Source organism: Streptomyces sp. NPDC045021 (assembly GCF_056432645.1).
This window is the reverse complement of record NZ_JBWKIQ010000001.1, coordinates 932,377-950,511: the sequence shown is the minus strand read 5'-3', so window position 1 is coordinate 950,511 and position 18,135 is coordinate 932,377. Positions and strand designations below refer to the sequence as shown.

13 protein-coding genes and 1 pseudogene are annotated in these 18,135 nt (G+C 70.3%); 10 read left to right on the top strand and 4 right to left on the bottom strand.

Features of this window, described 5'->3' with window-relative positions; translation table 11 throughout:
* Positions 1-48 precede the first annotated feature (48 nt).
* The 3 genes from AC07DC_RS04220 to AC07DC_RS04210 all read right to left on the bottom strand — a co-directional run bounded on the left by AC07DC_RS04220 (position 49) and on the right by AC07DC_RS04210 (position 3,166).
* On the bottom strand, positions 49-1,080 hold the full coding sequence (locus AC07DC_RS04220) for a cation diffusion facilitator family transporter (protein WP_478911639.1): 1,032 nt from the start codon (positions 1,078-1,080) through the stop codon (positions 49-51).
* 217 nt (positions 1,081-1,297) lie between these two features.
* A complete protein-coding gene (locus tag AC07DC_RS04215; RefSeq protein WP_478911637.1) occupies positions 1,298-2,164 on the bottom strand; it encodes an Fpg/Nei family DNA glycosylase in 867 nt (288 codons plus the stop codon).
* A 165-nt stretch (positions 2,165-2,329) separates the two neighbouring features.
* Positions 2,330-3,166 (bottom strand): S1 family peptidase, encoded by an 837-nt coding sequence (locus AC07DC_RS04210; protein WP_478911635.1) that lies wholly within the window; start codon positions 3,164-3,166, stop codon positions 2,330-2,332.
* A gap of 247 nt (positions 3,167-3,413) precedes the next feature.
* Here AC07DC_RS04210 and AC07DC_RS04205 point away from each other — a divergent pair, with 247 nt between their 5' ends.
* Positions 3,414-5,633 (top strand): NADP-dependent isocitrate dehydrogenase, encoded by a 2,220-nt coding sequence (locus tag AC07DC_RS04205; RefSeq protein WP_478911633.1) that lies wholly within the window; start codon positions 3,414-3,416, stop codon positions 5,631-5,633.
* Between the two features lie 88 nt (positions 5,634-5,721).
* Here the strand turns inward: AC07DC_RS04205 and AC07DC_RS04200 are convergent, their stop codons facing one another.
* Positions 5,722-6,297, bottom strand: coding sequence for a DUF421 domain-containing protein (locus tag AC07DC_RS04200; protein WP_478911631.1), 576 nt, complete (start codon positions 6,295-6,297; stop codon positions 5,722-5,724).
* 454 nt (positions 6,298-6,751) lie between these two features.
* On the opposite strand from AC07DC_RS04200, the gene AC07DC_RS04195 reads away from it, so the two are divergent.
* The 9 genes and pseudogenes from AC07DC_RS04195 to AC07DC_RS04155 all read left to right on the top strand — a co-directional run bounded on the left by AC07DC_RS04195 (position 6,752) and on the right by AC07DC_RS04155 (position 18,134).
* Positions 6,752-8,062 carry an MFS transporter gene (locus AC07DC_RS04195; RefSeq protein ID WP_478911629.1) on the top strand — a complete coding sequence of 437 codons (1,311 nt, stop codon included), beginning with the start codon at positions 6,752-6,754 and terminating at the stop codon, positions 8,060-8,062.
* Positions 8,063-8,177: 115 nt separating this feature from the next.
* Positions 8,178-8,396, top strand: coding sequence for a hypothetical protein (locus AC07DC_RS04190; protein ID WP_478911627.1), 219 nt, complete (start codon positions 8,178-8,180; stop codon positions 8,394-8,396).
* A gap of 199 nt (positions 8,397-8,595) precedes the next feature.
* Positions 8,596-10,128, top strand: a complete 1,533-nt coding sequence (locus AC07DC_RS04185; RefSeq protein ID WP_478911625.1) for a carboxylesterase/lipase family protein — start codon at positions 8,596-8,598, stop codon at positions 10,126-10,128.
* A gap of 86 nt (positions 10,129-10,214) precedes the next feature.
* On the top strand, positions 10,215-11,228 hold the full coding sequence (locus tag AC07DC_RS04180; protein WP_478911623.1) for a LacI family DNA-binding transcriptional regulator: 1,014 nt from the start codon (positions 10,215-10,217) through the stop codon (positions 11,226-11,228).
* A 1,016-nt stretch (positions 11,229-12,244) separates the two neighbouring features.
* Positions 12,245-12,586 (top strand): annotated as a pseudogene (locus tag AC07DC_RS04175) (nucleoside-diphosphate sugar epimerase/dehydratase); the annotation flags it as partial.
* Positions 12,587-12,684: 98 nt separating this feature from the next.
* Positions 12,685-14,001 (top strand): nucleotide sugar dehydrogenase, encoded by a 1,317-nt coding sequence (locus AC07DC_RS04170; RefSeq protein ID WP_478911621.1) that lies wholly within the window; start codon positions 12,685-12,687, stop codon positions 13,999-14,001.
* On the top strand, positions 13,991-15,256 hold the full coding sequence (locus AC07DC_RS04165) for a glycosyltransferase family 4 protein (RefSeq protein ID WP_478911619.1): 1,266 nt from the start codon (positions 13,991-13,993) through the stop codon (positions 15,254-15,256). Before AC07DC_RS04170 ends, AC07DC_RS04165 begins: the two co-directional genes overlap by 11 nt.
* A complete protein-coding gene (locus AC07DC_RS04160; RefSeq protein WP_478911617.1) occupies positions 15,253-16,620 on the top strand; it encodes a Wzz/FepE/Etk N-terminal domain-containing protein in 1,368 nt (455 codons plus the stop codon). Before AC07DC_RS04165 ends, AC07DC_RS04160 begins: the two co-directional genes overlap by 4 nt.
* The gene (locus tag AC07DC_RS04155) at positions 16,617-18,134 is read left to right on the top strand and encodes a Wzz/FepE/Etk N-terminal domain-containing protein (RefSeq protein WP_478911615.1); all 1,518 of its coding nucleotides are present in this window, start codon (positions 16,617-16,619) and stop codon (positions 18,132-18,134) included. Before AC07DC_RS04160 ends, AC07DC_RS04155 begins: the two co-directional genes overlap by 4 nt.
* Position 18,135 lies beyond the last annotated feature (1 nt).

The following is an 18,135-nucleotide window of genomic DNA, read 5'->3' as shown; positions in this document are numbered from 1 at the left end:
GTCTCCGCCTGACCGGTCTCTGCCACGACCGGTCTCCGCCCGGCCCGGTCAGTGGGCGTGCGGGCCGGGCCGGTGGACGGGGCCGTGGGCGTCGTCGCAGCCGGACTCCTGGCCCTCGGCCGCAGGTGTGGTGATCTGCAGGAGCTCGGTGCTGTCCTCGCCGAGGTGGTCGACCTGCAAGGTCGCGTGATCGACCCCGTACTCGTCCTGGAGCAGGCGCTGCAGGTGGCGCCGTACGGCGTGGCAGTCGCCGCCGGGCTGGACCAGGACGTGGGCCGACAGGGCCGGCTGCCCGGAGGTGATCTGCCAGATGTGCAGGTCATGGACCTCCACCACGGTGTCCTGGGCTGCCAGTCGGTCCCCGAGCACGTCGGGGTCGAGTCCCGCGGGCGAGGCTTCGAGGAAGATCCGTGCGGAGTCGCGCACCAGGCCGTAGCCGGCCTTGAGCATCAGGGCGACCACGAGCAGCGAGGCGATGGCGTCCGCGCGGGCGAAGCCGGTGGTCAGCACGATGGCCCCGGCGATGGCGGTGGCGATGAATCCGAAGAGGTCGGTGAGGATGTGCTGGTAGGCGCCCTCGACGTTCAGCGAGGTGCGGTTGGCCTTGGAGATCGCCCAGGTGGCGACCAGGTTGACCGCCACTCCGGCCAGGGCGGTGATCAGGACCAGGCCGCCGGTGACCTCCGTCGGAGCGATCAGCCGCTGGATGGACTCGTAGGCCAGCCATGCCGACAGCAGCAGCAACGTCATGCCGTTGGCCTGTGCGGACAGGATCTCCACGCGCTTGAGCCCGTAGGTGTAGTGGCCCTTCGCGGGCCGGGCCGCGAGTCGCATCGCGACCAGCGCCAGCACGATGGACACGACGTCGGTGAGCATGTGCGCGGCGTCCGAGAGCAGCGCCAGGGAGTTCGCCGCCACACCGACGACGACCTCGCCGAGCATGAAGGCGCCGATCAGCGCCAGGGCGATCGTCAGCCAGCGCCGGTCCGCGTCCGCGGCCACCCCGTGCGAGTGCCCCGCGTGGCCGCCCCCCGACCCGCCGGCGTGGCCGCCGGCGTGGTGGTGCTCGTGGTCGCTCACAGGGCCCCCAGGGGTGTGTGTTCGTGTCCGGCGTGTGCAAGTGAAGCGCAGTAACGAGGTATTCGCCAAAGGCTGCAATGGACACCGTTACCACTGTCACCTGCGGCGATGCGGCAGACCCGCGCGGTGAGTGGCGATGAGAACGAGGACGACGGGGTAGCTGCGCAGGGACCGGCCGTCGCCGCGACGGCCAGGTCGGCGGTACGGAACGGCGCCGTTATTTCAGCAGTCGGGACATCCGCCGGTCGGCGAGGGGTTTGCCGCCGGTCTGGCAGGTGGGGCAGTACTGCAGTGACGAGTCGCTGAAGGACACCTCGCGGATGGTGTCTCCGCACACCGGGCAGGGCTCGCCTTTGCGCCCGTGGACGCGCAGTCCGCTCTTCTTCTCGCTCTTGAGGTCCCGCAGGGCGAGTCCGCTGGACCGTTCGATCGCGTCGGCGAGCGTCGAACCGATCGCCGCGTGGATCCGGGCCACCTCGTCCTGCGAGAGATTGGCCGCCAGTTTGAACGGCGACATCCTGGCGGTGTGGAGGATCTCGTCCGAGTAGGCGTTGCCGATGCCGGCGATCGTGCCCTGGTCGCGCAGGACGCCCTTGATCTGGCGGCGCTCACCCTTCAGCAGCTCCACGAAGGCCGCCAGGGTGAAGGCCTCCGAGAGCGGGTCGGGTCCGAGCCGTGCGATACCGGGCACGTCCTGCGGATCGCGTACGACGTAGATGGCGAGGTGCTTCTTGGTGCCTGCCTCGGTGATGTCGAAACCGGCTCCGTCGGGTTCGGCCAGCCGCACCCGCAGGGCGAGCGGGCCCTTGCCGGGGCGTGGTGGCGCTGCCGGCAGTGCGTCGTTCCAGCGCACCCAGCCGGCTCGGGCGAGATGGATGACCAGATGCAGTTCCCCGGCCCGGAGATCGAGGAACTTCCCGTGCCGGGTCACGCTCTCGAAGACGAGGCCCTCGAGCGCGCCGGGCGGCGGGTCGTAGGTCTTGAGCGCGTGCACGGCGAGCGGGTACACCCGCGCCACGGAACGGCCGACGACGTGTTCGGCCAGGAAGCGGGTGAGGGACTCGACCTCCGGCAGTTCGGGCATGCCTTCAGTCTGCCCCGGCGCGGCCGGATCGGGCGGTTGCGGCGGTGGGTCCGGGTGGGCCGCCGCCCGCGCGGGGCTTCGCGCGGGCGGCGGGCCGTACATGAGGGTCCTAGGAGGGGTCCTGTGCGGGGTCCTCCGTGAGGTCCTCCGTGTGGGGTCCTGCTCTCAGAGCCCGGCGGCGGCGCTCTGGATGGCGGAGGCGAAGGTGCTCACCTCGGTGTAGACGCCCGGGTACCCGGCTCGCGCGCAGCCCTCGCCCCAGCTGACGATGCCGACCTGGATCCACTGGTTGTTGTTGTCCTTGCGGAACATGGGACCGCCGGAGTCGCCCTGGCAGGTGTCGACGCCTCCCTGGGCGAATCCGGCGCAGATCTCCTCGCCGGGTATCAGGTCGCCGCCGTAGGAGCTGCTGCAGGACGCGTCGCTGACGAAGGGCACCTTGGCCTTGTAGAGGTAGCGCTGCTGGCCGCCGCCCTCACTTCTGGCGCCCCAGCCCGCGATGTCGAAGGTGCCGGAGTTGAACGCGGTGGTGCCGGCGATGTTCAGGGTCGGCAGGTTGATGGGCTTGGCGAGTTTGATCAGCGCCCAGTCCTTTCCACTGCCGTTGTAGCCGGGGGCCTGCAGCACGCGAGTGGACTTGACCTTGATGGCGCTGCCGCTCTGGAGGTCGACCACGCCCGCCGTCGCGGTGATGGACGTGTTCGCGCCGCTGCCGTTCACGCAGTGCGCGGCGGTCAGGACGATCTGCTGGGTGTACAGCGCGCCGCCGCAGCCCATGGAGAGCCGGACCATCCAGGGGAACTCGCCCTGCGCGGCGCGGGTGCCGCCGACGACGGACGGTCCGGGCTCAGGGGTGGGGGTGGTCGCCTGGGCGTTGAGGGGCTGGAGGCTGAAGACGGCGAGGGTGATCGCACCCAGCGCCGCGTACCTCTTGAGTGGTTTCAGGAAGTTCTTCAACGGTCTTCCTCTCGTGTGGGGGAAGGCACGTTGCGACAGGTGCATGACAATTCTGGATCCGGAAGACACCGCAAGACTTCCGGTTCAGTGGACCGACGCCGCAAGAGTGCCGGTGCGAGTGTGCTGGCGCGGCGAACTCTGCGGCAAGGGCGCCTTTTCGGCCAGCCGATGCCGTGCCCGGCGGGCCGGCCACCGCCCGCACGGCTCCACGACCCCCGGGGGTCGGTTTCGAGTACCGGCGCTCACGAGATATCTTGATGTCGAGACGTTGTCGACGTGAAGCGGAGTACTGGTGACTGACTCGACCATTATCTATACGCACACTGACGAGGCCCCGGCCTTGGCAACGTATTCGCTCTTGCCTGTGATCCAGGCGTATGCCTCGACGGCCGGCGTCCGCGTGGAGACCCGCGACATCTCGCTGGGCGGGCGCATCATCGCCAGCTTCCCTGAGCGCCTCGCGGAGAGCCGGCGCATCGACGACGCGCTCGCCGAGCTCGGCAAGCTTGCCAAGACCCCCGAAGCCAACATCGTCAAGCTGCCGAACATCTCGGCCTCGATCCCGCAGCTCAAGGCGGCCATCGCCGAGCTGCAGAAGATCGGCTACGCGCTGCCGGACTACCCGGACGACCCGAAGACCGACGAGGACCGCGACGTCCGCGCCCGGTACGACAAGGTCAAGGGCAGCGCCGTCAACCCGGTGCTGCGCGAGGGCAACTCCGACCGCCGCGCCCCCGCCTCCGTCAAGAACTACGCCAAGGCGCACCCGCACCGCATGGGTGCCTGGACGGCCGACTCGAAGACGAACGTCGCGCACATGGACACCGACGACTTCCGCTCCACCGAGAAGTCCGCCGTCATCGCCAAGGACGGCTCGCTGCGGATCGAGCTGCACGGCGACGACGGCAGCACTACGGTGCTGCGCGAGTCGGTACCCGTGCTCGCCGGCGAGGTCGTGGACGCCTCCGTCATGCGCGTCGCCGCGCTGCGGGAGTTCTTCACCGCGCAGGTCGCCCGCGCCAAGGCCGAGGGCGTGCTGTTCTCGGTGCACCTGAAGGCCACGATGATGAAGGTCTCCGACCCGATCATCTTCGGCCACGTCGTGCGGGCCTTCTTCCCGAAGACGTTCGCCGAGTACGGCCACACGCTCGCCGCGGCGGGCCTGAGCCCGAACGACGGGCTCGGCGGCATCCTCAAGGGCCTGGAGTCGCTGCCCGAGGGCGCGAAGATCAAGGCGTCCTTCGAGGCTGAGCTGGCCGAGGGCCCCGAGCTGGCCATGGTGGACTCCGACCGGGGCATCACCAACCTGCACGTGCCGAGCGATGTCATCGTCGACGCCTCGATGCCGGCGATGATCCGCACCTCCGGCCACATGTGGGGCCCGGACGGCTCGGAGGCCGACACCCTCGCCGTCATCCCCGACAGCAGCTACGCCGGCATCTACCAGGTCGTCATCGACGACTGCCGCGCGCACGGCGCCTACGACCCGGCGACCATGGGCTCGGTCCCGAACGTCGGTCTGATGGCGCAGGCGGCTGAGGAGTACGGCAGCCACGACAAGACCTTCGAGATCCCCACCACCGGCACGGTCCGGGTCGTCGATACCGACGGCAACGCCGTCCTCGAGCAGGCGGTCGGCGCGGGCGACGTGTTCCGCATGTGCCAGACCAAGGACGTGCCGATCCGCGACTGGGTCAAGCTCGCCGTCAAGCGCGCCCGCGCCACCGGCAACCCGACGGTGTTCTGGCTCGACGAGGGCCGCGCGCACGACGCCAACCTGATCGCGAAGGTCAAGGCGTACCTGCCGGAGCACGACACCGACGGTCTGCAGATCGAGATCATGACCCCGGAGCAGGCGACCGCGTTCTCCCTGGAGCGCATCCGCCGCGGCGAGGACACCATCTCCGTTACCGGCAACGTGCTGCGCGACTACCTGACGGACCTCTTCCCGATCCTGGAGCTCGGCACGAGCGCCAAGATGCTCTCCGTGGTCCCGCTGATCAACGGCGGCGGCCTGTTCGAGACGGGCGCCGGCGGCTCCGCGCCCAAGCACGTCCAGCAGCTGCTCAAGGAGAACTACCTCCGCTGGGACAGCCTGGGCGAGTTCCTCGCGCTCGCGGTCAGCTTCGAACACCTGGCGCAGAGCACGGGCAACGCGCGCGCCCAGGTCCTCGCCGACACGCTCGACCGGGCGACCGGCACCTTCCTCAACGAGGACAAGTCGCCGAGCCGCAAGCTCGGCGGCATCGACAACCGCGGCAGCCACTTCTACCTGGCGCTCTACTGGGCCCAGGAGCTGGCCAAGCAGACCGACGACGCGCAGCTGGCCGGCGCGTTCGCGGGTCTCGCCAAGACGCTGGCCGAGCAGGAGCGGACCATCGTCGACGAGCTGATCGCCGTCCAGGGCTCGCCGACCGACATCGGCAGCTACTACCGTCCCGACGACGCCAAGGCCTCGGCCGTGATGCGCCCGTCGAAGACGTTCAACGACGCCATCGCGACGCTCGGCTGACGAGAGCCGCACGGCAAGGCCCGTTGGTCCTGGGAGAAGTCCCCGGGCCAACGGGCCTTCGTGCGTGAGTGCATGACCAGGCGATCGGCTACGAGGACCGGCCGGCGGCGAGGTCCTTCAGCAGCGTCTCGATCGCCGTCAGGCGCGCCTGCAGGGCCTCGACGTCTCCGCGGGTGGCGCTCTGCTGCTCGGGTTTGAGCGTGATGATCAGGTGGCCGTCCGGTTCCAGGCTGCCCGAGGCGACATCCGAGATGGCTTCGCCGTTCTGCATCCGGACCGCGTGCTCGATCTCGCTCGACCGCAGTGCCAGCTCGCGCATGGCCCGCGGTACGAGCTTGCCGTCCTCGATGACGCTGGTCGGGGTCCCTTCCAGCAGCCGTTCCGCGCGGGGGTCGCCGGCCAGCCACCGGTTCACCGCCGCGTTGACGGCGATCAGGGTGAAGGCGCCGATCACCCCGCCGAGGAAGCTGTTGTCCGGCCCGATGATCGCGTTCTGCACGACGTTGGACAGCAGGAAGATCACGACGAAGTCGAAGGTGTTCAGGTTCGCCAGGCCCCGTTTTCCGGCCAGCCGGAACAGGAGCAGGATCAGGGCGTAGACCAGGACGGTGCGGGTGATCTTCTCCGCGATCGACACCTGAACGGACATCAGGTCATGCCACATGACAGCTCCTCGGGGTTGTGACGCTCACCGTGACCCGCCGGTCAGGCAACGCAGAGGGTCACGCTACGCGCCGCCGGCTCCGGCGCACGGGCCTCCCCGTGCGCCGCGCCCGCGTCCTTGCGCCATCGGTCACACGGCGGTCCGCCGCGACTGCTGGCTCGTGCTTCCGGTGTCGGTCTGCTGCACTATGGCCGCGAGGTCGGCGGTGGAGTCACCGGGGATCCAGGAAGGCCATCAGGTCGCAGGACTTCGGAACGTGGCTGCGGGACGAGAGCAGCCGACAGGGCTGACCGGCCGTTAACGGCTGTTCAATGCCCCGTTCTCCAGGAAGCACCTCCGCCATCACTTACAACCATTAAGGTCTCATTCGCACGTTCGAGTACATGGACGGCCTCGGCTGCGCCGGCAACTCCTCCGCCGATTCCGCCGCCACCGGCAACTGGAGCTCCTGAGCATGTATCTCGCGGACCGCTCCGCCCCCAGTGGGGCGACCACCGCGCCGGGCCGTACGCGCGGCCGCCGGTTCCCCGGGGTCTCCTCGGTGGTGTTCGCGCTGGGCGCGGTCAGCCTCATCACCGACATCTCCTCCGAGATGGTCACCGCCGTCCTGCCGCTGTACCTCGTCGTGGGGCTCGGCCTCAGCCCGCTGGGCTTCGGCGCTCTCGACGGTGTCTACAACGGTGTCAGCGCGCTGGTCCAACTCGCGGGCGGCCACCTCGCCGACCGGGTGCGGAACCACAAACTCATAGCCGGGCTCGGCTACGGACTGTCCGCGGTGTGCAAACCGCTGCTGCTCCTCGTGCACAGCCTGGGTCCGCTGGGCGTGGTGCTCGCGCTGGAGCGCACCGGCAAGGGGCTGCGCACCGCCCCGCGCGACGCGATGATCTCCCTGTCCACGCCACCGGAGTTCCAGGGCCGGGCCTTCGGCGTGCACCGGGCGATGGACACCACCGGCGCGGTACTCGGACCCATCGCCGCGTTCCTGATCCTGCGCGCGGCGACCGATGGCTACGACGCCGTCTTCGGCGTCAGCGCCTGCGTGGCCGTACTCGGCGTGCTGGTCCTGATGCTGTTCGTCCCCGGGAAAGTGCGCGCCGGGCAGGCCGAACCGGTGACACCGGACGAGGCTGGGGGTGGGGAGCGGGCCGGGGCCGAGGTCGTGGACAAGCGACCCGTCGACCTTCGCGAGGCGCTGCGCCTGTTGCGCATGCCGCGGCTGCGCGGGCTCGCCGGCTGCGCCGCCCTGCTCGGCCTCACCACCGTCAGCGACGCCTTCGTCTATCTGCTGCTGCAACGCCGTACCGGCATCAGCGAGTACTGGTTCCCGCTGATGCCGCTCGGCACCGCCGCGGTGTTCCTCCTGCTGGCCGTGCCCGTCGGCACGTTGGCCGACCGGGTCGGGCGGCGCGTCGTGTTCCTCGTGGGGCACGCCCTGCTGCTCATCGCGTACACGCTGCTGCTCTGGGCCCCCGACCTGCCGGCCCTGCCCTATCTCGTGCTCGCGCTGCACGGCATGTTCTACGCCGCGACCGACGGTGTGCTGCCGGCCGCGGTCTCCGCCATCGTCCCCGAGCAGTTGCGGGCCAGCGGCCTCGCGCTGGTCGGCACCGGCCAGGCGCTGGCCCGGTTCTGCTGCTCGATCGCCTTCGGCGCGGCCTGGACCGTCTGGGGAGACGGTCCGGCGCTGGCCGGATCCGCGGTGGGCCTGCTCTGCTGCGCGGCCGTCGCGGGCGTGGTGCTGCGGCCGTCGGGCGGCCGCGCGTGATCCGGCACCGTGTACCGACGCCCGCCGCGGTGACGTGTGTACCGACGCTTTCTGTCGCCTCGCAGCTCCCCGCCGCTGCGCCGCCACTCCTGTCCCGACACCCGCACGGATCCCGATGACGCCAAAGCGCCGCCTGCTCATACTCGCCACGGCGGTGCTCCTCGTCGCGGGGCTGGGAATCGGACTGGTCCTGCACGCCGCCTCCCGCGCGGACAAGAAGAACCAGCCACAGGCGGGCGCGGTCGGGACCACCGACCTGTGGAGCGTTCCCGCCGACGGCACCGGCACGCCCCGCCTGCTGATCCCCGGCGCTTCTTCCCCCGCGCCTCTGTAACCATGGCGGACGACCGCGGGACCACCCACGATATGCAGGATGGTTGACGATCGTCGAAATGGCGGCATAGCCTCAGGGGGAGCAGGTCGAGCGTGTGCGTGGCGCGCCGCGATGTCAGTGACACGTGTCTCTTCGCGCCTCGGCCGTAGCTGCCAAGCCTCTGCCGACGCTCGTCGGCCGCCAGGGAAGGAAGCCTCTGATGGTTGGTGCCGGAGACCAGGATGCGCCCGTCGTGGAGTTGTCCACGGGCACGTTGCGCGGCCGCACGGAGGGCGGGGTCGCGGTGTTCAAGGGGGTGCCGTACGCCGAGCCGCCCGTCGGCGACCTGCGGTGGCGTCCGGCCCGGCCGCACCCGGGCTGGAGCGGGACGAGGGATGCGACGGCCTACGGCCCCAGCGCCCCGCAGATGTTCATGGAGGGCGGCGACCCGGTACTCGGCGGCCACGGCTTCCCGCCCTTCGACGAGGACTGCCTGACGCTCAACGTCTGGACGCCGTCCCCCGACACCGCCGGCCGGCCGGTGCTGGTCTGGATCCACGGCGGCGGCTTCGTCTCCGGGTCCGGCTCGCTGCCCAACTACTCCGGTGAGACCTTCGCGCGCAACGGCGACCTCGTGGTGGTGTCCATCAACTACCGCATCGGTCCGCTGGGGTTCCTCTCCTTCGGCTCGGACGCGGACGGGGAGCCCGCCAACTTCTGGCTCACCGACCAGGTCGCCGCGTTGCGCTGGGTGCGGGAGAACATCGTCGAGTTCGGCGGTGACCCCGACAACATCACCGTCGCCGGCCAGTCCGGCGGCGCCATCTCCACGGCGGCGCTCGCCGGCCACCCGGAGGCCAGGACCCTGTTCCACCGCGCCATCCTGCAGAGCCCGCCGTTCGGCCTGCACGTCCCGACCCGCGCCGAAGTCCTGGAACGCACCACCGTCTATCAGGAGATCCTCGGCGCCAAGGACATCGCGGACCTGCGGACCGTGCCCTGGCCGCGGCTGATCGAGGCGGGCGGGGAACTGTTCGGGCGCACGATGCGCTGGGGCTACTGGCCCACACCGTTCCTGCCCGTCATCGACGAGGCGACGATGGACCGGCATCCCGTCGAGACGCTGCTCAACGGCGCCGGGTCCGACATCGACGTGCTGATCGGCTGGACCAGGGAAGAGGCCAACTTCGGCTTCGGGCTCGACGAGAGGTACGCCGCCGCCACCCAGGACCAGGTGGTCAGCAGGGCGGCGGACACCTTCGGTGAGGGGGCGGCGGAGGCGTACGCGGCCTACGCGGCGGCCCGGCCGGGCGCCCGGCCGGTGGACGTGCTGATGGATCTGATCTCGGACGAGCTGTTCCGCGTGCCGAGCGTGAAATTGGCCGAGCGCCGGGCCGCCCAGGGACGTCCGGTGTGGGTGTACCAGTTCGACTTCCCGACCCCGGCGCACGACGGCCGGCTCGGTGCCGCCCACTGCCTGGAACTGCCTTTCACCTTCAACAACTTCGACCAGTGGTCGCACGCGCCCTTCCTGGAGGGGATCCGGCCCGCGGCGCGCGACGGCCTCGCCGCGTCCATGCACCAGGCGTGGATCTCCTTCATCCGCACCGGCGATCCGAACCATGCGGCGCTGCCGGTCTGGGAGCGCTATGACGAGCAGTCCCGTACGACCATGCGTTTCGACTCCGTGATCACGGCCACCGCCGACCTCGCGGGGGACTCGCGGAGATTGCACGGTTCTGCGAGCCGGTGATAACGCGTGTAACCTGATCTCTGAACCTGTGTGCTCCGGGCTGACGTGCCCGTGGGCGCACCACCGGGGAATTGATCAAGGAAGTCATGGCCAAGGACGCTCCCGCTCAGCCGCCACGGACCATCACCAGCGCGGATGTGGCGCGCCTGGCCGGGGTGTCCCGGGCCACGGTGTCCTTCGTGCTCAACGACACCCAGGCGCACCGGGTCAGCGAGAGCACCCGCGCCCGGGTACTGACCGCCGCCGACCAGCTGGGCTACGTCCCGCACGCCGCCGCGCGTTCGCTGCGTGCCGGACGCAGCAATCTGGTGCTGATGCCGTCATCGGTGTCGGCGATCGGCCGGCTGGTCAGCGATTGGGTGGACGATCTGCACAGCGAGCTCGACCGGCGCGGTTACACGGTCGTGCTCCATGCCGGCCGCTTCCCCGACGCCGTCACCGCCGCCCGCGCGTGGGCCGAGCTGCGGCCAGCGGCGGTGTTCGCTCTCTCCGGCGACTCCTTCACCCCGGAAGCGGCCGATCTCCTGCACCGCGCGGGAATCCGCGGGCTGCTGGCGTTCGCCGCCCGTCCGCTGGCCGGTGCCCACACCATCACGTTCGACCACGCGGACATCGGCGCCGCCGCCGTCGACCACCTCGTCGCGCGGGGGCGGAGCAACATCGCCGTGCTGATGCCGCAGGAGCGCGGCCTGAGCGCCTTCGCGGAACCGCGGCTGGCCGGAGCGCAGGGCGTCGCGGCCACGCGCATGGCGACGGTGACCGCCGTGGAGGTGGCGTACACCCAAGACTCCGTGACCCAATTGGCTGTTCGCTGGCGGGAGCTGGGCTTCGACGCGGTGTTCGCCTACAACGACGAGTACGCGGCGCTGCTGATGCACGCCTTCCAGGACGCGGGCATCGGTGTCCCGCAGGATGTGGCCGTGGTCGGCGCGGACGATCTGGTGCTGGCCTCGCTGCAGCGCCCGCCGCTGACTTCCATCCGGCTCAATCTGCCGGGTCCGGGTGTCATCGCCGAGACCCTCCAGCAGCTGATCGAGCACGGAACGGCGGAGCCCGTCGACCCGGTGGACGTCACCCTCATCCACCGGGCGTCCTCCTAGCGTCCGTTCCGGTGCGCAGTCCTACCACTACAGGGCAGGTGCGCAAGTACGACGCGTGGTATCGCCACCCTCGTGGCGCTCACCCTGGCTTAGGTCCGGGACTGTTCAACTTGATCGGCTCCGCCCGCGACGCCGTTGACTTGGGAATTCACTGGTCCAAGTGGCGCCGCGAGCACCAGGCCGAAGCGCGCCGCCACCACGTCAAGCGGCGCCTGCGACCGTCTGTGCACCCGCAAACGGGCCATACCGTTCCTACGTGCCGTCGATCGCCCACACCCGCATCCACCGCCCCGTGCTGGCCGACAAGATCCTCCGACAGGCCCTGAGCGCGGCCCAGTTGGCAGCGCCAGGACGCCTCCGGGTTGCCGGTACCGGCAACCCGGAGAACCCCGTCACCACAGGTCACAAGGCACGTCTTCGTCATCAAGGCACCCGCAGACGGTCACCGATCCCTGTATCCAGTGGATCCAGCTTCAAATCTTGAGCACAAATTCCACACATCCCTCTCTTCAGGCAGGCCCCGAGGGTCTAGACTGACCGTGCTTCACATGGTGGGATACGAGGCGACAAATCATGATCTCCAGGTCACACGTTGCGGGCAGCCGACAGCTGCGTCTCCGCCGCCAGACATGGGCGTGATCAATTCCTGGAGCCCGCGAGGGGGGCTTGGGTGCGGGGAGCACCCGAGGTTTCGACGGGTTCCCGCGCACCTTGAGAGTCCGGCAGGACAAGTGAGTCCGCTGTTGTCAGGGTGGGTTGTTCAAGTAGCTCTGAAATAGCCCGGGATGTCATGCGGGCGGGGGCCTCCCGAGAGGAGGAACAGTGCGGCAGCGCGGGGGGCGGGGGCCTCCCGAGGGGAGCAACAGTGCGGGGGGCGGGGGCCTCCCGGGGGGAGGAACAGTGTTGGGCGAACACGTCGAGCCACTGGGGACCTGGGGGGTTCTGTGCGGCAAGGGGGATTAGTCAGCCCGTTTCCGTCGGCGCGCGGGCGTCTGGCGAACGGAGCGATCAGACAGCCCGCGATCGCGCTCGTCACCATGACCGCGCGGTATCTGCTCCGCCTCGGATTGCACAAACCGCGGAATGAAGGACGGTGCCTGAGACCGGTGCTCGCTGCCGGGAGCCTGGCCACCGTGCGCGACCTGATCACCCGAACCCGCAAGTTCCCGCACCTCGGCTGGCGGGTGGAGGCGGTGTGCACGACGGACGGTCTCGTGCTCGACGGTGACCAACTGGACGGAGTGCCGGTCGTCGGCCGGCTGACGGACGTCGCGGGCCACGTCCGCCGCGACGGCTACCGGGTCGTCGCGGTCACACCGGACCCGCACTGGTCACCGGAGCGGCTGCAGCGGCTGGCCTGCGGGGGGCGCCGTCCCGTCGGCGCACGGACCGCAGGCCGAATGGTCGGCGCACGGACAGCAGGCCGAAAGGGCCTGCCCGGGGGGAGGAACGGGACATGAGAGTAAGCGTCTTTGGGCTCGGCTACGTGGGCTGCGTGTCGGCCGCGTGCCTGGCCAGCCTGGGTCACGAGGTCATCGGGGTGGACGTGAGCCAGGTGAAGGTCGACCTGGTCAACGACGGCAAGGCCCCGGTGGTCGAGGAGCGGATCGGCGAGCTCATCGCCGAGGCTGTGCGGACCGGAGCGTTAAGCGCCACCGGCGACGTCCGCGAGGCGATCATGGGCAGCGAGGTGTCGCTGGTCTGCGTGGGCACGCCGTCGGAGCCCAACGGCAGCCTGTGCACCACGTACTTGGAGCGGGTCACCGAGCAGATCGGTGCTGCGGTGGCCGAGCGGGGTGGGCGGCAGACCGTCGTGTTCCGCAGCACCATGCTCCCGGGCACCTGCCTGAACCTGCTGGTACCGATCCTGGAGAAGTACGTCGGCGGCACGGCCGGGGTGGACTTCGGGGTCGCGGTCAACCCGGAGTTCCTGCGCGAGGGCACGAGCGTGCGGGACTTCTTCGACCCGCCCAAGACCGTCATCGGCGAGCTCGACCCGGCAAGCGGGGACGTGGTGGCGGCGCTGTACGACGGAGTGCCCGGCGAGGTGTTCCGGGTGCCGATCCCGACGGCCGAGGCGATCAAGTACGCGGACAACGCGTTCCACGGACTCAAGATCGGCTTCGCGAACGAGCTGGGCGCGGTGTGCCAGGCTCTCGGGGTGGACTCGCACCAGGTGATGGACGTGTTCCTGGCCGACCGCAAGCTGAACATCAGCCCCGCCTACCTGCGACCGGGCTTCGCCTTCGGTGGCTCCTGCCTGCCCAAGGACCTGCGCAGTCTGGTCCACGCTGCACGGCGGGCCGACGTCTCGGTGCCCATCCTCGCCCACGTACTGCCCTCCAACTCCGACCATCTGCAGCGCGCGGTGGAGCTCGTCGAGCGCACCGGCAAGCGTCGGGTGGGTCTGTTCGGTCTTTCCTTCAAGCCCGGCACCGACGACCTCCGCGAGAGCCCGCTCGTCGAGCTGGCGGAGAGACTCTTCGGCAAGGGTTACGACCTGCGGATCTACGACCCCAACGTGAACCTCTCCCGGCTGCTCGGCGCGAACCGCGAGTACATCGAGAACCGGCTGCCGCACCTCGCACAGCTGCTCGCCGGCTCCGTCGGCGAGGTGCTGGAGCACGCCGAGGTGTGCCTGGTGGGAACCGGGGATCCGGACGTGCTTTCGGCGCTGCCCCATGGCGAAGGACCGGTGCTCATCGACCTCATCCACCTTCCCGACGCCGACGCGCGCCGGGCCGAACCAGGGTACGTGGGCCTTGCTTGGTGACGCGGTCAGCGGCGACGGGACGGCCCGTCGCGCGCTGATCCTGGTGGAGAACCTGTCGGTGCCGTTCGACCGGCGGGTGTGGCAGGAGTGCACGACGCTGCGCGACGCGGGCTGGACGGTGCACGTCATCTGCCCCCAAGGGACAAAGCGGGACACCGAGGCGGAGGCGGAGATCGACGGGGTGCGGATCCACCGCTACCCGTTGCGCGCGGCCACCGGAGGGCCGGCAGGCTACCTGCGGGAGTACGGATCGGCGTTGTGGCACACGTTCCGGCTAGCCCGCAAGGTCGGCCCGGTCGACGTGGTCCACGCCTGCAACCCGCCCGACCTGCTGTTCCTGCCGGCACTGTGGCTGAAGCGGCGCGGGGCACGGTTCGTCTTCGACCAGCACGACCTGGTACCGGAGCTGTACCTCTCCCGGTTCGACCGCGGCGAGGATCTGCTCTACCGCGCCGTGTGCGCGCTGGAACGGCGGACCTACCGGGCCGCGGACGTCGTGCTCGCCACGAACGAGAGCTACCGGGACGTCGCACTGCGCCGTGGCGGCCGCCAACCGGCGGACGTCTTCGTGGTGCGCAGCGCGCCCCAGACCGACCGGTTCCAACCGGTACCGCCCGAGCCGGAGTTGAAGAACGGCAAGCCCCATCTGCTGTGCTACCTCGGCGTCATGGGCCCGCAGGACGGCGTCGACTACGCCTTGCGGGCCCTCGCGAAGCTGCGCGACGAGCTCGGGCGGACCGACTGGCACGCCGTGTTCGTCGGTTCCGGCGACGCCTTCGACGCGATGGTGGAGCTGTCCCGGCAGCTCGGGCTGTCCGATCAGGTGGAGTTCACCGGGCGCATTCCGGACGCCGACCTGGTGCGCTACCTGTCCACCGCGGACGTGTGCCTCTCCCCCGACCCGCGCAATCCGCTCAACGACGTGTCGACCATGAACAAGGTCCTGGAGTACATGGCGATGGGCCGGCCGATCATCTCGTTCGACCTCCGGGAGGCGCGGGTCTCCGCCGGTGACGCCGCCCTCTACGCGCCCGCCAATGACGAGGCCGAATTCGCCAAGCTCATCGCGCTGCTCCTTGACGATCCGGAGAAGCGGGCCCAGATGGGCAAGATCGGCCAGGAGCGGATCAGCGGACAGCTTTCCTGGCGGAACTCGCAAGCGTCGCTGCTCGCCGCCTACGCCGCTGCGTGCCGTGACCACACCCCGGTGTCGGCGGGCGACCCAGTCCGCACAGGGAAGAGGCAGCACCGTTGAGCGATGACACGATCCGCCTGGTCACGATCGGGTGGATTCTCCGTCGACGGTGGCGGCTTCTCGCCGTCCTCGCCCTGGTGGGCGCGCTCGTCGGCTACGGCACCTCGGTGCTGTTCCCGCCGCGGTACACGACGTCGGCATCGGTACTGCTGCCAGGACAGTGGGAAGAGCGCGAGCTCCTGACTCAGGTGGATATTGCGACCAGTTCGACGGTGGTCGACCGCGCGGCCGCCGCTCTCGACTGGAGCAAAGTCAGCGGCACCGAGCTGCGGGATCGGGTGAGCGCCAAGGCCGCCGACGGGAACATCATCAAGATCTCGGGAACGGCCGACACCCCGGAGCACGCGCAGCAGCTCTCCGACCGGATGGCCCAGCAATTCGTCAAATTCGCCGCGCGGATCGCAGGCGGCAGCACCGACCCCGACGCGGCTACCGGGATCGAGGCACTGCGGCAGAAAGTGGTGGAGACCAACCGCCGCATCACCGACCTGGCCAATGCGGCCGATCCGGGGCAGACCGTGGAGAGCGTGCAGGCCCGCACCGACCTCGAGAAGCTCCGCACCTCGCTGGAGGAGGCCATGACGAAGCTGGACCAGGCCGACCCGGCGACCAACAAGGCCGGCATGGTCGTCATGGGGCCGGCGGCCCGGCCGACCGGTGAGGCGCCGCCGACGAGGATGCAGCTCATCGTCGCCGGGGCGCTGCTGTTCTTCCTGCTGGCGGTCATCGGCCATCTCGTCGCCGCACGGGTGAATCGCCGACTGCGCACCGAACCGCAGATCGCCGCGGCGCTGGGCTCGACGCTCCTCGGCACCGTCGACGTGCCTGGTGAACGGCGCGCGCACCAGCCAGCAGGCCGTGGCCCGCGAGCCCGGATCCGCCGACTCCTTGGCGTCGACACCCGGTGGGACATACCGACCCCGCCGAGGTCCGGCGACGAGGCCGGCACGCGGATCCGCTACCGGCGGGTGTGCGCTCGCCTCCGGGACCAGCTGCCGGCCCCCCGGCGGCTGCTGGTTGTCGTACCGGACGGCGACGAGATCGCCCGCCGGGCCGCCGTGCAGCTCGTCGCCGAGGCCCAGGACGATCCGCTGCTGCGGGTGGTGGAGGTCGCGGTGGATCGGCCGACAGTGCCGGACCGCGACACCGAGTCCGGTGCCCTGGTCGTGCTCAGCGCGGGCAGCTGGACCGCTGAGGAGCTCGCCGGCATCGCCGAGGCGTGTGCGGACGGCAGGCATGAGGTTGTCGGCATCGTCGTCGCCGGCACGGTCCGGGCCCGTCCGACGCCATCCGCCGGCCACCCTCCGGACAACGCCACTGTGGCGCTCGCGGTTCACGGTCACGCGACGGGAGGTTCGGTGTGACGACGAGCACGACTTCGGAGTCGTCGGCAGCCACTCCGCTCCTTGACCTGCAGGCACTGGTGGTCGCGGTGCGCAGGCGCCGCCGCCTCTGGTGCTCCCTGGCGCTCCTGGGGCTGCTGCTCGGCGCGGCGGTGGCGGTCCTGCAGCCGCCGCCGCCGGCCGCGGTGACCAAGGTGCTGGTCGCGCATCAGGGGGACCAGCCGAACGACCCCGGAACGCTGATCCGCACCGACGTCGCGCTGCTGCAAACCACGCGAATCGCCGGTAAGGCCCTGCAGTCCCTCGACTCCCCTGAAAAACCAGAGGACTTCATGCGGGACTACGCGGGTGTCGGTTTGACCAACAACCTGCTGCAGATCGATGTGACAGGTGACAGCGACGCGGAAGCGGTGGCCCGCGCCAAGGCGCTGGCCGACGCGTTCGTCTCGGACCATGTGTCGCGGATTCAGGAAGCCGCGAACGCCGAGTCCAAGGCCCTGCTCGACCAGCGTGACCGCATGCGGGAGGAACTCGCCAAGGTCAACAAGGCGATCGGAAACGGATCGCCGAAGAGTGGGCCGACGGCGTCGGCGGACCTGGAGTCGCTCTTCGCCCGCCGGGCCGAGCTCACCTCGCGGATCACCGATTTCGGCCAGCGCGCCGCGGAGGCACGCATCGGCACGCCCCAGCTCGTCGCCGGCACACAGATCGTGGACGCCCCGCGCGCGGTGCAGCACTCCCTGCCCAGGGCCGCTGCCACCAACGCCGCGATCGGGCTCGTCCTCGGGCTCGTCCTCGGGCTCGCGGTGGCCGCGGTCGGCACGGTGGTGGCGGACCGCCCCGTGCTGCGCCGGGACATCGCGGCGAACCTGGGCGCCTCGGTCATCGCGGAGCTGCCCCGCCGGTCGGGCAGGCGGTGGCAGCGCCGACGGACCCGGGCGGCCCGCGAACGGCTCACCGCGACCCTGGCCCGTACCGTGCGCGGCTCCGCGGAACCGGTGTCGCTGCTGGAACTGGGCTGTGCGCGCAGCACGAGCGTGATCTCCCTGGACCTCGCCAAGGCACTGATGGCGGAGGGGCCAGTGGTCATCATCGATGGACTGCCCGGCCTGCAGCTCGCAGGCCGCCGCCCGAAGCCGGGAGACCCGACCGTGGTCAGCGGCGAGCGTGCCGAGGCCGCGTCGCATCAGGAGCGCCGACTCGGTGTCGGCTCGGTGGCCCCCGGCACGGCGTGGACCGGCCTCCCGGACCTCGGTACCCAGACCGTGCTCGTCGTGCGTGCCGGGCACGGCAGCACCGCATGGCTGCACACCGTGGCGCGGCAACTCGCGGACCTGCTCATTCCGGTGATCGGTGTGGTGCTGATCGACCCCGATCCGCGGGACAGGACCGACGGCACCCTGTGGGACGGGCTGCACACCGCGCTGCGCGGTCACAACGAGCGGCTGGCCCGGCAGAACGCGACGGGCCGACTGCTGACGGAGCGGCCGTCATGGGCCGTACGAGTCCCGGACAGCGACCAGGAGGCACGGTAAG

Excerpts from the sequence above, each read along its gene's own strand:
- AC07DC_RS04200 (WP_478911631.1), bottom strand. The coding sequence starts at position 6,297 with ATGTGGCATGACCTGATGTCCGTTCAGGTGTCGATCGCGGAGAAGATC.
- AC07DC_RS04180 (WP_478911623.1), top strand. The coding sequence starts at position 10,215 with ATGGCCAAGGACGCTCCCGCTCAGCCGCCACGGACCATCACCAGCGCG.
- AC07DC_RS04170 (WP_478911621.1), top strand. The coding sequence starts at position 12,685 with ATGAGAGTAAGCGTCTTTGGGCTCGGCTACGTGGGCTGCGTGTCGGCC.
- AC07DC_RS04210 (WP_478911635.1), bottom strand. The coding sequence starts at position 3,166 with ATGCACCTGTCGCAACGTGCCTTCCCCCACACGAGAGGAAGACCGTTG.
- AC07DC_RS04185 (WP_478911625.1), top strand. The coding sequence starts at position 8,596 with ATGGTTGGTGCCGGAGACCAGGATGCGCCCGTCGTGGAGTTGTCCACG.
- AC07DC_RS04190 (WP_478911627.1), top strand. The coding sequence starts at position 8,178 with ATGACGCCAAAGCGCCGCCTGCTCATACTCGCCACGGCGGTGCTCCTC.
- AC07DC_RS04215 (WP_478911637.1), bottom strand. The coding sequence starts at position 2,164 with ATGCCCGAACTGCCGGAGGTCGAGTCCCTCACCCGCTTCCTGGCCGAA.
- AC07DC_RS04195 (WP_478911629.1), top strand. The coding sequence starts at position 6,752 with ATGTATCTCGCGGACCGCTCCGCCCCCAGTGGGGCGACCACCGCGCCG.